This window comes from Kribbella sp. NPDC054772 (assembly GCF_053611945.1).
This window is the reverse complement of record NZ_JBSHBJ010000005.1, coordinates 1,113-17,682: the sequence shown is the minus strand read 5'-3', so window position 1 is coordinate 17,682 and position 16,570 is coordinate 1,113. Positions and strand designations below refer to the sequence as shown.

The 16,570-nt window shown below is 68.3% G+C and carries 16 protein-coding genes; 12 read left to right on the top strand and 4 right to left on the bottom strand.

From position 1 onward, the window contains the following. Together ACWGID_RS10350 and ACWGID_RS10345 are read right to left on the bottom strand one after the other, a co-directional pair. The coding region (locus tag ACWGID_RS10350) for a low molecular weight protein-tyrosine-phosphatase (protein ID WP_452196124.1) at nucleotides 1-476 on the bottom strand (476 nt) is incomplete at its 3' end. Nucleotides 477-481: 5 nt separating this feature from the next. Next, nucleotides 482-868, bottom strand: coding sequence for a phage holin family protein (locus ACWGID_RS10345; RefSeq protein ID WP_452196123.1), 387 nt, complete (start codon nucleotides 866-868; stop codon nucleotides 482-484). Nucleotides 869-1,132: 264 nt separating this feature from the next. Here ACWGID_RS10345 and ACWGID_RS10340 point away from each other — a divergent pair, with 264 nt between their 5' ends. The 8 genes from ACWGID_RS10340 (at nucleotide 1,133) to ACWGID_RS10305 (ending at nucleotide 10,105) form a co-directional block, all read left to right on the top strand. Continuing rightward, complete coding sequence (locus ACWGID_RS10340; RefSeq protein ID WP_452196122.1) at nucleotides 1,133-2,143, top strand: DUF4185 domain-containing protein; 1,011 nt, start codon at nucleotides 1,133-1,135, stop codon at nucleotides 2,141-2,143. Next, on the top strand, nucleotides 2,140-2,847 hold the full coding sequence (locus ACWGID_RS10335) for a FadR/GntR family transcriptional regulator (RefSeq protein ID WP_452196121.1): 708 nt from the start codon (nucleotides 2,140-2,142) through the stop codon (nucleotides 2,845-2,847). The genes ACWGID_RS10340 and ACWGID_RS10335 overlap by 4 nt, the downstream gene beginning before the upstream one ends. A 16-nt stretch (nucleotides 2,848-2,863) precedes the next feature. Continuing rightward, entirely contained in the window at nucleotides 2,864-4,138 is a 1,275-nt protein-coding gene (locus tag ACWGID_RS10330; protein WP_452196120.1) for an ABC transporter substrate-binding protein, read from the top strand. Further along, nucleotides 4,135-5,061 (top strand): carbohydrate ABC transporter permease, encoded by a 927-nt coding sequence (locus ACWGID_RS10325; protein ID WP_452196119.1) that lies wholly within the window; start codon nucleotides 4,135-4,137, stop codon nucleotides 5,059-5,061. Before ACWGID_RS10330 ends, ACWGID_RS10325 begins: the two co-directional genes overlap by 4 nt. After that, a complete protein-coding gene (locus ACWGID_RS10320; RefSeq protein ID WP_452196118.1) occupies nucleotides 5,048-5,857 on the top strand; it encodes a carbohydrate ABC transporter permease in 810 nt (269 codons plus the stop codon). The genes ACWGID_RS10325 and ACWGID_RS10320 overlap by 14 nt, the downstream gene beginning before the upstream one ends. Nucleotides 5,858-5,951: 94 nt before the next feature. Next, nucleotides 5,952-6,731, top strand: a complete 780-nt coding sequence (locus ACWGID_RS10315) for an SDR family NAD(P)-dependent oxidoreductase (protein ID WP_452196117.1) — start codon at nucleotides 5,952-5,954, stop codon at nucleotides 6,729-6,731. After that, nucleotides 6,728-7,981, top strand: a complete 1,254-nt coding sequence (locus ACWGID_RS10310; RefSeq protein WP_452196116.1) for an enolase C-terminal domain-like protein — start codon at nucleotides 6,728-6,730, stop codon at nucleotides 7,979-7,981. The genes ACWGID_RS10315 and ACWGID_RS10310 overlap by 4 nt, the downstream gene beginning before the upstream one ends. Before the next feature lie 69 nt (nucleotides 7,982-8,050). After that, nucleotides 8,051-10,105 (top strand): hypothetical protein, encoded by a 2,055-nt coding sequence (locus ACWGID_RS10305; RefSeq protein WP_452196115.1) that lies wholly within the window; start codon nucleotides 8,051-8,053, stop codon nucleotides 10,103-10,105. A 20-nt stretch (nucleotides 10,106-10,125) separates the two neighbouring features. Here ACWGID_RS10305 and ACWGID_RS10300 read toward each other — a convergent pair whose 3' ends face one another. Next, nucleotides 10,126-10,827: a GntR family transcriptional regulator gene (locus ACWGID_RS10300; protein WP_452196114.1), complete on the bottom strand. Its 702-nt coding sequence runs from the start codon at nucleotides 10,825-10,827 to the stop codon at nucleotides 10,126-10,128. Between the two features lie 132 nt (nucleotides 10,828-10,959). Here ACWGID_RS10300 and ACWGID_RS10295 point away from each other — a divergent pair, with 132 nt between their 5' ends. Together ACWGID_RS10295 and ACWGID_RS10290 are read left to right on the top strand one after the other, a co-directional pair. Continuing rightward, entirely contained in the window at nucleotides 10,960-12,573 is a 1,614-nt protein-coding gene (locus ACWGID_RS10295; protein WP_452196113.1) for a phage tail tip lysozyme, read from the top strand. A 19-nt stretch (nucleotides 12,574-12,592) separates the two neighbouring features. Further along, nucleotides 12,593-13,207, top strand: coding sequence for a PEGA domain-containing protein (locus ACWGID_RS10290; protein WP_452196112.1), 615 nt, complete (start codon nucleotides 12,593-12,595; stop codon nucleotides 13,205-13,207). Nucleotides 13,208-13,384: 177 nt separating this feature from the next. Here ACWGID_RS10290 and ACWGID_RS10285 read toward each other — a convergent pair whose 3' ends face one another. Further along, nucleotides 13,385-14,257 carry a dimethylarginine dimethylaminohydrolase family protein gene (locus tag ACWGID_RS10285; RefSeq protein WP_452196111.1) on the bottom strand — a complete coding sequence of 291 codons (873 nt, stop codon included), beginning with the start codon at nucleotides 14,255-14,257 and terminating at the stop codon, nucleotides 13,385-13,387. A 201-nt stretch (nucleotides 14,258-14,458) separates the two neighbouring features. On the opposite strand from ACWGID_RS10285, the gene hisC reads away from it, so the two are divergent. After that, a complete protein-coding gene (gene hisC / locus ACWGID_RS10280; protein ID WP_452196110.1) occupies nucleotides 14,459-15,538 on the top strand; it encodes a histidinol-phosphate transaminase in 1,080 nt (359 codons plus the stop codon). A gap of 72 nt (nucleotides 15,539-15,610) precedes the next feature. Continuing rightward, a complete protein-coding gene (locus ACWGID_RS10275) occupies nucleotides 15,611-16,327 on the top strand; it encodes an SDR family NAD(P)-dependent oxidoreductase (RefSeq protein WP_452196109.1) in 717 nt (238 codons plus the stop codon). Nucleotides 16,328-16,570: the final 243 nt, after the last annotated feature.

Below are 16,570 nucleotides of genomic sequence, written 5' to 3'. Positions count from 1 at the left end.
GGTTGCGCGGGGGGGGGGTGTTCTCTCCTGTCGCCTCGCGGGCGGCTCGCCCTCGCTGCGGGCGGCCGGGGGGCGCCCCCCCCCGCGGCCCCCCCCCCCTTCTCGATCTGCGCGAGGACCTCGTCGAACCCGTCGTCCTCGCCGTAATACGGATCCGGTACGTCGTCCCTCGCGAACAACTGTGCCGCGCCGCGCCGGCTGAGCGCGTCCAGATGGCCCGAGTCCATCGCGAGCACCAGGTCACGCTCGGCGAACCAGGCCGGGTCGAACTGACGGGCCCGGTGCGAGCTGCCGTCGTACCCGCGGCGGCGCAGGGCGGCCGCGGCCCGCGGGTCCATCCGGTCGCCGACGTGCCAGGCGCCGAGGCCCGAGCTGGTCACCTCGACGTCGCCGGCACCGGCCTGGGCGAGTTTGGCGCGCAGCACCACCTCGCCCATCGGCGACCGGCAGATGTTGCCGGTGCAGACAATCTCCACCCGCACTAGTGCACTTCGGCCTTCTCGGGCAGCACCGCGTTCAGGATCATGCCGACGATGCTGATGATCAGTGCGCCGAACAGCGCGGACCAGAAGCCGTCGACGTGGAACTGGACGTCGAGCTTGCCGGTGATCCAGGACGTCAGCCACAGCATCACCGCGTTGATCACGAAGGTCAGCAGGCCGAGGGTGAGGATCAGCAGCGGCAGCGACAGCAGCTTCACCACCGGCTTCACGATCGCGTTCACGACGCCGAAGATCGCGGCGACGATCAGCAGCGTGAGCAGCCGCCGGCTGGTGGTCGCGCCCTCGAGAGTGATCCCGGACACGAGCCAGGTCGCCGCCGCCAGCGCAATCGCGTTGGCCAGCAGCCTGATGATCAAGTTCTTCATGCCGTCGATCCTCCCACCTGACCGGTAGAACCACGCTCCGTACTCCCCCGGAGACAACCCTGACCTTCTTGCTCGGCTCACCACGTGCAGTAAGCGCAAGAACACAGAGAAAGAAGAAGGAAGAGGAAGGGTTGACACCGAAAATGACCAAGTGATCTGATCATTTTCATGTCCCGCCCATTGGTTGCAGTTGTCGCGTTGTCTCTCACGGCAGCGGGCCTCGCTGTCCCCGCTGCCTCCGCCGCCCCTTCGACCTGCAGCGCGGTGCAGACGAACTGGACCGCCAAGACGACACCCCACGCCGCACCGGAGGGGTTGCTGAACGCCTACAGCAACACCGGAAAGGGCTGGACGGGTGCGGACAGCACCTACTCCGTCCCGCTCTCCGGTGGCCGTACGGCGTGGATCTTCTCCGACACGTTCCTCGGCCCGGTCAACGCCGACGGCACCCGCCCGAAGACCACTCCGTTCATCAACAACTCGTTCGTGATCCAGCAGGGCACGAGCCTGAAGACGGTCACCGGCGGCACGGCGGCCGACCCCACCGCGCTCGTCCCGCCGCCCGCCAACGGGTGGTACTGGTTCGGTGCCGCCCAGACGAGTCACGCCGGCCAGGACCTCGACGTGGTCGCACTGCGCTTCGAGAAGACCGGTACGGGTCAGTGGGACTGGCACTGGGCCAGCAACTACCTGGCCCGCTTCGACAGCAAGACGTACAAGCTGAAGAGCCTCACCCAGCTCCCGTCCGCTGCGAACGTGCAGTGGTCCGGCTGGCTCCTGCGCGACCAGGGCTACACCTACGTGTACGGCGTCGAGGACCTGGGCGCATCGAAGTACCAGCACGTCGCTCGGGTCCGGGGTGACGACCTGTCCGCCAAGCCGTGGGAGTACTGGACCGGCTCCGGCTGGTCCGCCGACGAGAGCGCCTCCGCCCGCGTGCTGGAGGGAGTCGCCAACGAGCACAGTGTCACGCGCTTCAACGACGGCTACCTGCTCGTCACGCACAACACCAAGGAGCTCTTCAGCAAGAGCGTCGTCGGGTACTTCTCCTGCTCGCCGACCGGTCCGTGGGTGAAGCCGGTCGAGCTGTACCAGACCCCCGAGACCGGCGGGAACATCATCACGTACAACTCCCACGAGCACCCGGACCTGCGGCGCGGTACGTCGCTCCTGGTCAGCTACAACGTCAACAGCCTGGTGAGTGACGAGCTGTACGGCGACGTGAGCATCTACCGCCCGCGGTTCCTCTCGGTGACCCTGGCGGCGTCGAAGTGAGCACATCGGGAGGCGTCGTACGCCGGAGTCTGCTGGACGACCTGGCGACGTCGATGCTCGCGCTGATCGCCGAGCGGAAGCTGGCGCCCGGCGATCAGTTCGAGGCAGTGCGGTCGCTGGCCGAGCGGTTCAAGGTCGCCGTACCCACTGTGCGGGAGGCGCTGCGGCGACTGGAGGCAACCGGGGCCGTGGAGCTCCGGCACGGGTCAGGCGTGTACGTCGGTCCGAACGTCGGCCGGCTGGTACTCGCGAACCCGCTGGCGCTCGCACCCAGTGCGGACCGTCTGGTCGAGCTGCTCGAGGCACGTGCACTCATCGAGCCGCCGGTCGCCGCACTGGCAGCCCGGACCCGTGGCGAGGCCGCACTCGAGCAGATGGCCAAGGACCTCACCACCGCGGCTGAGCTGATCGCATCCGGCGACCACGCGCAGCTGGCCGAGGTGAACATGGACTTCCACCGCTCACTGGCCCAGGCGTCCGGCAACTCGACCCTCGCGGAGGTCGTCGAGTCGGTGACCGTCGTGAACGCCCGGGAGCAGCTGGAGATCCTGCACATCCACGGCGACCGCCAGGCCGACCTGGACGAGCACCGCGCCATCTACGACGCGATCCGCTCCGGCGACCCCGACCTCGCCGAACTCCTCACCCGCGAACACCTGGACGGCGTCCTCGCTGTCATCAACCAACGACTTCAGCAACCCTGAGCTGGAAGGACGCAACATGCAACGCAACAGAAGGAAGGCGCTGGCGGCTCTGGTGATCGCCGGTGCGCTCGCGCTGTCCGCCTGTGGGGGTGGCGGCGCCGCTGCCCCGAAGAAAGGCGAGGACAAGCCTGTCGACTCACTGAAGTTCTACAACGACAAGGGTGGCTGGAAGGACGCCTTCACCCAGGTCGGTGCGGCGAGCAAGAAGGACATCGGCGTCGGCATGGAACCGGTCGGGTACTCCGACTCGAACACCTACACCGCGTTCATCCGGTCCTCGTTCCGGACCAAGGAGAAGGCGGACCTGTTCAGCTGGCACACCGGCAAGGAGCTTCAGGATCTGGTGGACCAGAAGCTCGTCGCCGAGACCACCGACCAGTGGACCAAGGCGGTTGCGGACGGCAACATCCCGGAGCAGCTCAAGCAGTACTTCACCTTCGACGGCAAGCAGTACTGCGTCCCGCTGAACGCCGGCTACTGGGTGATGTACTACAACAAGGCGGTCTTCAAGAAGGCCGGGATCACCCAGACGCCGAAGACCTGGGCCGAGCTGACGCAGGTCGCCGACAAGGTCAAGGCGGCCGGCGTGAAGCCGTTCTACCAGACCAACATCCTGTTCTCGTTCGTCTGGTTCGAGACGCTGCTGGCCGGCAAGGACCCGGACCTGTACGACAAGCTCGCGGCAGGCAAGGCGAAGTACACCGACCCGGGTGTGGTCGAGGTGATGAACGAGTGGAAGAAGATGATCGACGCCGGGTACTTCAGTGACCCGGGCTCGAAGACCGAGCCGCAGGCGCAGCTGAAGAACGGCGACGTCGCGATGATCAACTTCGGCACCTGGTTCAGCGGCAACCTGAACACGCTGAAGATGAAGGCCGGTACCGACTACGACTTCTTCGTGATCCCGAACGTGAACCCCGCGCTGCCGAAGACCTCGATGATCTTCGAGACCGGCCCGGTCTGCTCGGCCGCGGCCAGCGACCACGCGTCGACGGTGCAGAAGTGGACCGACTGGTGGGTCACGCCGCAGGCGCAGACCGCGTGGGCGAACTCCCGTGGCGACCTGTCGTTCAACCCGAAGGCCGAGGTCAAGGACCCGGGGCTGTCGCAGCTGAACAAGGACGTGAACGGCTACCGCCTGATCAACCGGTGGTTCGAGGCGACGCCGGTACCGGTGGCGAACAAGGCGCTCGAGGTGTTCGGCGCGTTCGTGACCAAACCGGGTGACCCGATGCCGGGCCTGCAGAAGATCCAGGCCGAGGCGGACGCGTACTGGGCCAAGCAGAAGTGACTTCAACGATCGAACGGCCGCCGGTCAAGGTCGGGGCGCGCACTCGGCGTCCGGACCGGACCGGCGTCCGGACCGCACCGCTGTTCGGGCTGCCGGCCGTGGCAGTGGTCGGGCTGCTGCTGTACGTGCCGTTCCTGTGGACGACGTACGTCAGCTTCACCGACTACGACGGTCTGGCGTCACCGGTCTGGTCAGGCCTCGCGAACTACAAGGCCATGTTCAGTGACCCCGACCTGGTCGGCGCGCTGGTCAACACGCTGCTGTGGGTGGCCGGCATGGTGACTCTGCCGGTGGTGCTCGGGCTACTGATCGCCGTACTCACGTATGGACACAAGTGGGGCACGTGGCTGCGGCTGCCGTTCCTGCTGCCGTATGCGATCTCCGGCGTGGCCGTTGGCGTCATCTGGGGCTTCGTACTGCAGCCGGACGGCGCACTGGGTCAGGCACTCGGGTTCTTCGGGCTGCCGGGCGCACACACCGGCTGGCTGCAAGCAGGTCCCGGCAACACGCTGATGATGATCGTGGCGGTCACCTGGCAGGCAGCCGGCGTGAACGCGTTGCTGTTCGTCGTCGGCCTGCAGTCCATCCCGAACGAGCCGCTGGAGGCTGCGCGGCTGGACGGTGCGGAGGGCTTCACGCTCTTCCGTTACCACCTGTGGCCGCAGCTCCGGCCCATCACGACCGTGGTCATCGGTCTGTCGATCGTGGGCAGCCTGAAGACCTTCGACGTGGTCTGGGTGATGACCCAGGGCGGTCCCGGTACGTCGTCCGAGACGCTGGCCCTGTCCATGTACAAGGAGACGTTCGTGCTGAACGACTACGGGCAGGGCGCGGCGATCGCGTTGTTCCTGAGCCTGGTCACGTTCGCGGCGTCGATCCTCTACCTGCGCTACCAGTTGGGGGACGCCCGTGAGCAAGGTTAAGACACCGTTCCTCGTCGTCCTCGGGCTGATCTGGCTGGCGCCGGTCTACCTGCTGCTGGTGAACGCGTCCAAGCCGGTCGACGGGTTCGACGCCAAGACGGTCTGGAAGCCGGCCGGGTTCTCGCTGTTCGCGAACTTCGCCGACGCCTGGAGCAAGGCGGCGCTCGGCGACACGTTGGTGGCCACCACGATGTACAGCGTGATCGCGCCGGTGCTCGCCGTACTGATCGGCGCGGCCGCCGGGTACGCGATCGTCGTACTCAAGCTGCGGCGTGGGTTCCTGTGGTTCGTATTCATCTTCGGCGGCACGATCTTCCCGTTGCAGATGATCCTGATGCCGTTGTTCTCCGGGTACGCGAACTCCGGGCTCTACGACACCCGGGTCGGGATGATCATCGTCTACACCGCGATCAGTGTGCCGTTCTCGGCGTTCGTGATGCGCAACTTCTTCACCGGGATCGCGCGCAGCGTCTTCGAGGCCGCGGTGGTCGACGGCGGCGGGCTGTTCCGGATCTTCCGCAGCATCTACCTGCCGATGGCCGGGTCGGCGCTGGCCGCGATCTTCATCCTGCAGGCGACCTTCGTCTGGAACGACCTGCTGCTCGGCCTGACGCTGAGCCAGTCCGACTCGGTCCGCCCGATCATGCCGGCCCTCACCGGCCTGCAGAGCACGTACGGCGGCGCCGCGCTGCCGACCGTGCTCGCCGGCGGTCTGCTCGTCTCGCTGCCCACCGTGATCCTGTTCCTCGCCGCCCAACGCTTCTTCTCCCGGGGCCTCGCCCTGGGTCAGTTCTGATGTCCTTCGGAGGAAATATGCGAACCGCCACGCCATCACAATCGCCCGATCGCCGCCTCGGCGACCGTGCGTCGCAGTCGAAGGGGGGATTGTGATGGCCCTGGGATCCGGTACCCGGACCGCCGTGGTCACCGGCGGCGCCGCCGGGATCGGGCGTGGTGCCGTCGAGCGGTTCGTCGCCGCTGGTGACCGGGTGATCGTGCTCGACCGGGACGCCGACGCGTTGGCGTCGCTCCGCGACGAGCTCGGCGACCAGGTGACCGGTGTGGCCGTCGACGTCGGCGATCGCGAGGCACTCGCGGCCGCGGCCGCACAGTTCGAATCCGTCGACTCCTTGGTCTGCGCCGCGGGGATCCAGCGGTACGGCACGGTTGTCGACACACCGCCGTCGGTCTTCGACGAGGTCATGGCGGTGAACGTCGGCGGTGTCTTCTTCGTCTGCCAGGCGTTCGTCCCGAAGCTGCCGCGAGGCGGCAGCGTCGTCGTGGTGGCCTCTGTCCAGGCGTATGCGGCGCAGACGGGCGTCGCGGCGTACTCGATGGGCAAGGGCGCACTGCTGAGCCTGGTACGGGCGATGGCGGTCGACCACGCACCGGACGGGATTCGCGTGAACGCGGTCTGCCCCGGCTCGGTGGACACCCCGATGCTGCGTACCTCGGCGGCACAGTTCGCCGGTGACCGGAGTACCGACGACGTGGTCGCCGAGTGGGGCCGCTCGCACCCGCTCGGTCGCGTCGCGACACCGGGAGAAGTTGCCGAGGTCATCTACTTCCTGTCCTCGCCGGCCGCGTCTTTCGTGACCGGAGCGGACGTGAAGGTGGACGGCGGCCTGACCGCCGGGCTGCCCGTCGTACTGCCGGAGGATGCGAAGTGAAGATCGTCGATGTCCGCGCGACCACGGTCACCATGCCGTTGGAAGCGCCACTGCGGCACAGTAACGGAGCGCACTGGGGACGTTTCGTGCGGACCGTGGTGGAGGTCGAGGCCGACAACGGGCTGATCGGGCTCGGCGAGATGGGCGGTGGCGGGCAGAGCGCCGAGGCCGCGGTCACCGGGCTCAAGCAGTATCTGCTCGGCCACGACCCGGCGCGGACCGAGGCGTTGCGCTGGATGCTCGCCAACCCGACCGCGAGCCTCTACAACAACCGCACCCAGCTCCTCGCCGCGATCGAGTTCGCGTGTCTGGACCTGCAGGGCCGCGAACTCGGCGTACCGGTGCACGAACTGCTCGGCGGCAAGGTGCGCGACCGGGTGCCGTTCGCGAGCTACCTGTTCTTCCGGCACCCGGCCGACGACGGGACCGGGGAGATCCGCACCGCGGACCAGTTGGTCGCGCATGCCAAGGAGCTGGTCGACCAGCACGGATTCAGCGTGCACAAGCTCAAGGGCGGCGTCTTCGCGCCGGACTACGAGCGCGAGTGCTTCCGGGCGCTGGCCGAGGCGTTTCCGGGCCATCGGGTCCGGTTCGACCCGAACGGCGCCTTCAGTGTCGAGGAGGCGATCCGGTTCGCCCGCGGCATCGAGGACCTCGACAACGACTACCTCGAGGACCCGACCTGGGGTCTGAACGGGATGCGCCGGGTCCGCGAGAACACGCCGATCCCGCTCGCCACCAACACCGTCGTCGTGAACTTCGAACAGCTCGCCGCCAACGTCCGGGACCCGGCCGTCGACGTGATCCTGCTCGACACCACGTTCTGGGGCGGCATCCGCCCCTGTATCAAGGCCGCCGGGGTCTGCGAGACCTTCCAGCTCGGAGTCGCCGTGCATTCGTCCGGTGAGCTCGGCATCCAGCTCGCGACGATGCTGCACCTCGGCGCCGTCGTACCGAACCTGTCGTTCGCCGCGGACGCGCACTACCACCACCTGCGCGACGACATCATTGCCGGCGGCAAGCTCCCGTACGTCGACGGCGCGATCGCCGTACCCGACGCTCCGGGTCTCGGGGTCGAGCTGGACCGCGACAAGCTGGCCGAGTACGCCGAACTGTTCCGCGAGCTCGGCCCGTACCCCTACGACCGCGACCCGGCACGCCCGGACTGGTACCCGCTCCTCCCGAACACCGATTGGGCAGACCCTGAGCCTTCTGCCTCGCCTCCGGCTCGGCGGGCCATGGGGCTTTGACTCCCGCCCTTCCCTCGTCGCTCCAGTCGCTTCGCTCCCTCCGCTCCTCAGTCCAGGCCGGGAGGCCCCATGACCACCATTCCTCGTTCTGCTGATCTCGCGAGCGATGTCCTCACCCACACGTACGACGACATGTTCAACCCGCCCGGGCTGACGAACTTCCTGGGTACGGCGCAGGTCGACCACGACGTCGTCGCGCTCCGCAGCGTGAACTTCCCGCCGTACTCGCACGGCGACACCATCACCGGTCAGCTGTACGTCGACGGCCGGCTGGCGCGCTCATACGGCGGGACGGTGGACGTGGTGTGGCGACCGGACTGTGTCGTCCGGTCCACCGCGGTCGACGGACTGGAGCTGCGGTCCACTACCGCGTGTGCGCCGGGCCGGCCCGCAGTCGTCGTACGGCTGGAGGTGTCTGGCGCACCAGGCCGGTCTGTTCGGCTCGGGTTCGCTCTCGAGAGCACTGCAACCCGGTCTGGCAGTGGCTGGCTGAAGCCGGAGCCGCCGTCTGAGCCGAACACTCTGACTGCCGTCGACGGTCGGGTTGTCGGCACTGGGGAGTCTGGGTCCGCAGTCAGTGTGCAGGGTCTGGACGTGCCGTCGGAGATCGACCGGTCGATGCTTGAGGCAACCGTGCGGCTGGATGAGTCCGGCAAGGCGGTGCTGTCGTACGTGCATGTGCTGGCGGGCTCGTTGGAGGACGCGACCGAGCACTTCGATGTCTGCGTTGCCGACGTACCGTCGGTGATCACGGTGGCGGAGGGCGTGTGGGACATGGCGCTCGCCGACGCGTTCGACCCTTCCAGCGAAGGCTTCAGCGGGTCGTTGCCGGTGCTGGAGACGTCGAACGAGGCGCTGCAGAAGCTGTACTGGTGGGGTGTGCTCGGCGTCATCTGGTTCCGCCGCGACAGCCCGGCGTCGGTGCTGGGACGTACCTACGACACGTTGATGCCGCGGTACTGGCAGACCACGACGTTCATCTGGGACTACAGCCTCTCGTCGCTGACGCACGCACTGCTCGACCCGGAGCCGATGCGGAAGCACATCGAGCACTGGATCGGTCTCGACACCCACAAGCACTTCGGCACCGAGTGGCTGACCGGCGGACCGGTCGGCTACTGGTACTCGGTCAACGACTTCGCCATGACGCGGCTGGTGCGCGACTACGTGCGCTTCACGGGTGATGAGACGTTCCTCGACGCACAGGTCGGTCCGAAGCAGGTAGCGGAGCACGTCCACGACTGGGCGACCGCGTGGCGCGGCCTGCGCGGTCAGCACGCGCTGGCCGACTACGGCGGCATCGACAACCTGATGGAGTGCGTGAGCAGCTACGTGCACGAGGTGGCCAGCTTCAACGCCGCCAACGTGTGGTGCATGCGCGTGGCGGCTGAGATCGCGGACCGCTCCGGTGACACCGACCGCGCCGCCCTGCTGCGCAAGGACGCGTCAGCCCAGGCCGGCCACGTCAACGAGCTGTACGTCGAGGGCAAGGGCTTCTGGCACGCGCGGCAGCCCGATGGCGCACTCGTCCCGGTCCGGCACTGCTACGACTTCAACATCATCGGTACGACGATGCCGGACGACCTGTCCGAGTCGCAGTGCGCCGAGATGGTGTCGTTCTTCCAGCGGGAGCTGCAGACTCCCACGTGGATGCGCGCGCTGTCGCCGTACGACGCGGATGCGGCCTTCAGCGTCCGTCCCGACCACCAGTGGAACGGTGCGTACCCGGCCTGGCCCGCGGACGCGGGGCGTGCGCTGTTCGCGCTCGGCCGGGGCGACGTCCTGCTGGACTGGTTGCCAGGTCTCGCCAAGTCCGCCAACCAGGGCCCGTGTGGTCAGGCGCACTTCGTCGAGGAGGCGCAGTCGCCGATGGCCGGCGGTGCGCGGAAGTCGCCGCCGCAGTTCCCTTACCTGATCGACTGGTCCTGCTCGTCCTCGGGCGCGTGGGTCAGCCTGATCCTGGAGGGCGTGTTCGGCATCGAGGTCGCCCTGGACGGCACCGTCACCGCGAACCCGCAGGTGACAGCGCTCGACCCGGACGCCCGCCTGACCGGCCTCCGCGTCGGCTCGACGGTGTACGACGTCTCGGCGGACGGACTGGTCGAGGTCTCCCCGAGCAGGTAAATGCGGACCGGGGTACGGCGTCAGGGCATCGCGATGGCCTCGAGGAGGGACTCCTCGGCGCCGGCCAGGTGGCGGCGGAGCTCCTCGACGCATTCGTCCAACTCGCCACGCTCGAGCAGCCGGATCAGCTTGCGGTGGGACGCGACCTGTTGGCGCGCGTCCTGCCGCAGCGCGTCCACCCGGGCCAGCGCCAGCCGGGCCTCGCCGGTGACTGCGTCGGCGGTCGCGATCAACCGCTCGCTGCCGGTCAGCGCGACCAGGCTGTGGTGGATCGCCAGGTGCGTCTCGGTCATCGCCTCCGGGTCGGCGCCGTCCTTGGCGGTCGCGGCGAACACCCGCATCGCCTCCCGGACCCGCTCCCGGGCCGCCTCGTCGGCGTCGAACCAGGCCCGGATCCCGGCCGACTCGAGCACGAACCGGGCCCGGCAGATGTCCGCCACCGCCTCCGGGTGCAGGAGCGCGACGCTCACGCCCTTGTTCGGCTCGCGGACCGCGAGGCCCTCGGTGACCAGCATGGTCATCGCCTCCCGGATGGTGCTCCGGGCCACCCCGAGCGCCTCCGCGAGCGGCTGCTCGCGCAGCGGCGTACCGGGCTGCAGGTCGCCGGCGAACAGGGCGGCGCGCAGCGCGTCGACCACCCGGTCCACCGTGGTCGAGCGGTCCACCCGCAGCCGTTCGTACATGGTGTGATTCTCGTCCAGACCCGGCTCGTTGTCGCGCACGACCCCACCCGTCGCGTGGCCTGTGGATAACTTTCGACATGATGACCTGGTTTTCGGGCAGCATTTACCTCGGTGGCCGCCCCTTTCCGCGGACCGGCGCGGAGAGCCACTTGAGTGAGCGAGGAGCAGATCGTGGCCGACTCGGGAAGCAACACGGCGACGACGTTCGCCGGCGGGGCCGCGCTGTTCTTCCTCTTCCCGCTGTTGCTCGCCCTCGTCATGGTGCTCGCCGTGATGGGCAACATGGACTCGCAGGCGGCGGAGTGCCAGGCGCAGACCCAGCAGCAGAGCCTGTTCGCCTACCCGACCGACAAGCACAAGATCGACGGCGAGTGGACCTCCCCCGCGCCGAACTTCCCCGGTCACGCCGGCTACGACTTCAAGGTCGACGAGGGCAGCAAGGTCTACGCCTCGAACGACGGCAAGGTCATCAAGGCCTCCGGCAACGAGGTCCGGATCCGCCAGGAGGACGTCGAGACGCGGTACGTGTACCTCAAGACCGTCACCGCCACGCTGAATGCGACCGTCAAGCGCGGCGACGTGATCGGCACCTCCGGTTCCGGTAGCGAAACGGAGCCCGGGGCCCTGGTCGGTCCGCACCTGCACTGGGAGATGTGGGTCGACCGGGAGAGCAACGGCAAGTGGTCCACGGAGAAGCCGGAAGGCAACCCGTTCGAGGTCGAGGCCTCGGACAGCGGTGACGGCTGCAGCTGTGGCGGCGACCTCTCGGGGTCGAACAACCAGCAGAAGGCGTTCAACTTCTTCGTCCAGAACGGCTACACCAAGGAGCAGGCGGCCGGCATCGTCGGCAACATGATCAGCGAGTCGAGCGTCGAGCCCGGCCGCAAGGAGGGCACGAACCCGGGGACGGTGACCAAACCCTCGGACGTGCTCGGGTTCTCGGGCGGTTGGGGCATCGTCCAATGGACACCCGCGTCCAAGATGATCAACCCGGCCCGCGATTCCGGGGCCGGCGACGACCAGATCGCCACGCTCGCCTTCCAGCTGGACTTCCTGCACAAGCAGCTCCTCGGCAAGGTGCTCTCGGAGAAGGCGGCGGGTGACGCGGTCAAGGCCGCCACGACCGTCGACGAGGCAGCGATCGCCTTCGGTGGCCAGTTCGAGCGGTTCCTCGGCTACGAGAACCCGAACAACCCGCGGTACGCCGAGCGCAAGGCGAACGCGGAACACGTCCTCAAGACCTTCGGCGGCTCGGCCCCGGCCGGCGGTGGATCCGACGCCGGAGCCGGCGGCTGCGGTGCCGGCAGCGGCAACATCGCCGAGGTCGCGAAGAACCTGGCCTGGCCCGACAGCGGTCACGACGGCACGGACGTGAGCCTCGCGAAGCCCGAGTACGTCAAGGCGATGGAGCAGTACAACGACGGCGGCAGCGGCCAGACGCCGTACACCGACTGCGGCCGGTTCGTCGCCACCGTGATGCACATGAGCGGCGCCGACAAGGAATACCCGAACGTGGGCACCGACGTACAGCGCACCCACCTCGAGTCCTCGGGCAAGTACGACTCGTGGCACGGCACCCCACCAGGTGGAATGAAGCCGGGTGACATCCTGAACGGCCCCGGCCACACCTACCTGTACGTCGGCCCGTGGGGCAAGGACGGCGGCGGCTACGACTCGGCGTCCGGTTCGCTCGGCGGCCACGTCCCGGAGGCCGGTCACCTGTACGGTGTCGGCGGCCAGTTCACCGTCTACCGGCTCAAGAGCGCGCCGACCCCGGCGAGCTGACCAAGGACAGGAGCACCTGATGCTGGAGGAGAACCGGCGGCCCTTCATGATCGGCGTGGTCGCGCTGGTGGTCGTCGTCGTACTGGTCGGCGGCATCCTGCTGCTCCGCGGTGGCTCGGAGACCAAGGTCACGGTGGAGCCGATCCCGAACGACCTGACGCTCGTCGTGGACGGCCACCAGATCGCCTCGAACACCGAGGTCAAGGTGAAGTCCGGAACCCACACGATCGAGGGCCAGCGGCGCGGCTTCCAGAGCTACTCCACCACCTTCGAGGCCAGCGGCGGTGACCTGAGCCTCAAGATGTACCTCTACGCCAACAACGCCGAGGGCCGGGAGTGGAGCAAGAACCACCCCGAGCAGCAGCAGCAACTCGAGGCGGAAGCCGGCCGCAAGTACGACCAGACCCAGGCCCGGCTGCGGCAGAAGTACCCGGTCCTCAAGCAGCTCCCGTACGTCGGCGACGGCTTCGAGGCGACGTACACCAAGTCCAAGACCGACCCCGACAACCCCGAGGCGATCTCGGTCGTCATCGAGGTCTACGGCCCCACCGGCAGGCAAAAAGCCCTGCAGTGGATCCAGGGCTACGGCTGGGACATCGACACCCTCGACATCATCTGGACCACCGGCAAGTAGCCCGGCGGTGATGGCCTGTGGATAAACCCACAGGCCATCAGCCCGATCCGGATACCCTCGAAGCGGAAGGACAGGGGGCGAGACCCGGCGCCCGGTCAGGCGGACGGCACGACCCCGCCGCCCGGTCAGGTGGGAGTGTTGGCCAGCCGCCCGGTCAGGCGGGAGCTAGCTGCCCGGTCAGGTGGGGAGGATGAGGTCGCCGCCTGGGGTGCTGATCGGGGCCAGCGGGAAGTCCAGCGGGTTGGTGAGGCAGCGGACCGAGCCGCCGCCCTTGTGGAACTCCGAGAGATCCAGCACGACGACCCGCAGCCGGAGCTCGGTGAAGATCTCGTGCAGCCGCGGTGAGCAGGCCGGCATGATGATCGTCTCGCCGACCACGATCGAGTTCGCGGAGAACGCGAACGCCTCCTCGTCGGTGAGCACGATCGGCTCCGGCACGATCCCGGACAGCTCCGCCTGGCTGGCCGCATCGAACGCCGGCGGATAGACCATCGCGTGCGTGCTGTCGACGGGGCAGAACGGCAGGTCGAGGTGGTACATCCCCTCGTGCGCGATCCGCAGCCCCCGAACGCGAATGTCCCACTCGGTCGCCAAGTGCTTGAGCGCGTCCGCCTCGGTCCGCGGCCCGTACCCGACGACCAGACTGTCACCGAACACGAACGCGTCCCCGGACTCGAAGTGCGGCCCGACGCCCTCGCCGCCGATCCGGTCGAGCTGGAACCCGTTCCCGGTGAACCAGTCGGCCGCGCTCAACGACTCCTTCCGGCGCGGCTCGAACCGCATGTGCGAGAGCATCGCCCGGCCGTCCGCCGCGGCCAGGCCGAGGTTCATCGCGTACACCATGTCGGGCGAGTCCGCGCGCTGCTCCAGGACCTCGACCTCGCCGCCGGCGTCCACGATCGCCTGCCGCAGCGAGTCCCATTGCTTCAGGGCCAGCGCGGGGTCCGGCTGGTCCTGCGTCGACATGTACGGGTTGATCACGTAGTCGATCCGGAAGTGGTCCGGGCGGACCATCAGATAGCGACGACCCCACTCCAGCGGCTGTCCCATGAACACCCTCCTGAACCGTTGAGACCTGGTGTCAGATCTCCTGATTGTCCGACAATCAGTCAGTTTGAGGCTCGGGGTTCGCGGAGTCAAACCCTTCGCCGAACCCGCCGTGAAGGTGCGGTTGGGACCCCGTCCGCGGGTGTGATGGAGCATGCTCGGGGGAGGGTGGTTCTGGGGTGATGTAAGGACTAACCTGCGGGCATGACCCCTGACCATGAGGTTCGCTTTCGCGCCTGTCTGGACGATGTCGCGGCTTACAAGCCGGGTCGTCCGCCGGAGCGCTCGGACGGCCGGCCGACGTACAAGTTGTCCAGCAACGAGAACCCGTACCCGCCGCTCCCCGGGGTGCTCGCCGCCGCGACCGAGGCCGCGGCCCAGATGAACCGGTACCCGGACATGGGCGCCGTCGACCTGCTCGAGGCGCTGTCGGACCGGTTCGGCGTACCGGTCAGCGATCTCGCGGTCGGCACCGGATCGGTCGCCCTGCTCTATCACCTGCTGCAGGCGACGGTCGCGGACGGTGACGAGGTGGTCTACGCCTGGCGCTCGTTCGAGGCGTACCCGATCGCGGTTCAGCTCACCGGCGCGACGTCGGTCAAGGTTCCGCTCACCGCCGAGGCCCGGCACGACTTCAAGGCGATGGAAGCCGCGATCACCGATCGCACCAAGGTCGTCCTGGTCTGCACGCCGAACAACCCGACAGGCCCCGTGGTACGCCGTGTCGAGCTGCTCGCGTTCCTCGACGCCGTACCGTCCAACGTCCTGGTCGTGATCGACGAGGCGTACCGCGAGTTCGTTCGCGACGCTGACGTCGTCGACGGCGTGGACGTGTACCGGGACCGCCCGAACGTGCTCGTACTGCGGACCTTCTCCAAGGCGTACGGACTGGCCGGGTTCCGGGTCGGGTACGCGATCGGTCACCCGCCGGTGGTCGCGGCGATCCGGAAATGCGCGCTGCCCTTCGGTGTCAGCTACGTGGCCCAGGCGGCCGCGATCGCGTCCCTCGCCGTCGAGGACGAGCTGCTGGAACGCGTCGATGCCCTGGTCACCGAGCGGAACCGCGTCGTGGACGAGCTCCGGTCCGCCGGCTGGGACGTACCCGAGTCGGAAACCAACTTCGTCTGGCTCGAGCTCGGCGAGGACACGGTGAAGTTCGCCGAAGAAGTCCAGGCCGAGGGCGTCTCGGTCCGACCGTTCCCCGGCGAAGGCGTCCGCGTCACCATCGGCGAGCGCGAAGCCAACGACCTCTTCCTGGAAGTCGCCCAGGCCTGGCGCCAGTGAGCCCGACCGGACCCGCGTCACTCGGTTCGGGGTGTCAGTGGGTCGGGTTGGGGTTGTGAGAAGCTCTCGCGGGTGAGTGCTCTCGTCTGGATTTCCGGGGCTTCGGCTGGGATCGGTGCTGCGCTGGCCGCGGCGGTGCCGTTCCCGGACGCCCGCGTCATCGACATCTCCCGACGTGGAGGTACGGCGGAACACCTGCGCGCCGACCTCGCGGATCCGGCCGACTGGCTGCTCGTCGAACAGCACTTCACGAAGGAACTCGCCGAGTACGACGGCGATCGCGCGATCTTCATCCACAACGCCGGCACCGTCACCCCCATCGGTCCCGCCGCCGGCGCCGACTCGGGCGCTTACACCCGGGCCGCGCTCCTCAACTCCGCCGCACCACAGGTCCTCGGCGCCGCGTTCCTCCGCGCGTCGGCGCACCTGAAGTGCGAGCGGCATCTCGTGATGCTGTCCTCGGGAGCCGCAAAGACGGCGTACGCCGGATGGTCGTCGTACAACGCCGGCAAAGCAGCCGTCGAGCACTGGGTCCGGACCGTGGGCCAGGAGCAACCGGCCGACGGGTGCCGGGTGATCGCGGTGGCACCCGGGGTGGTCGACACCGCGATGCAGTCCGAGATCCGCGCGACCGCCGAGTCCGACTTCCCCTCGGTCGCCCGCTTCCACGACCTCAAACGCACCGGCGCCCTCATCACCCCCGAGTCCGCCGCCACCGGAATCTGGTCCCTTCTCACCCACAACCTCCCCAACGGCTCCCGCGTAGACCTCCGCGACCTCGTCAGGTAACTGGCCGTCGAGTCGTGGGAGCTGGTTCGAGTTTTGTGACCGCGCTCCACGACTCGGGGAATCGGGTAGCAACCATTCGACACGACTCGGCGAGATGTGGTCCGCCCGTGGGCAACCGGGTGACGGGCGTGGCTGGGGGCATAAAGAAGCGGGGGCCGGGGCGGGGGGGGGTGGTCCCCCCCGCGCCCCGGGGGGGGGAAGGGGAGGGGGGACGCAAAAAGGACCCCCCCCCAGGGGGGCGGG

Excerpts from the sequence above, each read along its gene's own strand:
- ACWGID_RS10345 (WP_452196123.1), bottom strand. The coding sequence starts at position 868 with ATGAAGAACTTGATCATCAGGCTGCTGGCCAACGCGATTGCGCTGGCG.
- ACWGID_RS10330 (WP_452196120.1), top strand. The coding sequence starts at position 2,864 with ATGCAACGCAACAGAAGGAAGGCGCTGGCGGCTCTGGTGATCGCCGGT.
- ACWGID_RS10315 (WP_452196117.1), top strand. The coding sequence starts at position 5,952 with ATGGCCCTGGGATCCGGTACCCGGACCGCCGTGGTCACCGGCGGCGCC.
- ACWGID_RS10305 (WP_452196115.1), top strand. The coding sequence starts at position 8,051 with ATGACCACCATTCCTCGTTCTGCTGATCTCGCGAGCGATGTCCTCACC.
- ACWGID_RS10290 (WP_452196112.1), top strand. The coding sequence starts at position 12,593 with ATGCTGGAGGAGAACCGGCGGCCCTTCATGATCGGCGTGGTCGCGCTG.
- ACWGID_RS10285 (WP_452196111.1), bottom strand. The coding sequence starts at position 14,257 with ATGGGACAGCCGCTGGAGTGGGGTCGTCGCTATCTGATGGTCCGCCCG.
- hisC (WP_452196110.1), top strand. The coding sequence starts at position 14,459 with ATGACCCCTGACCATGAGGTTCGCTTTCGCGCCTGTCTGGACGATGTC.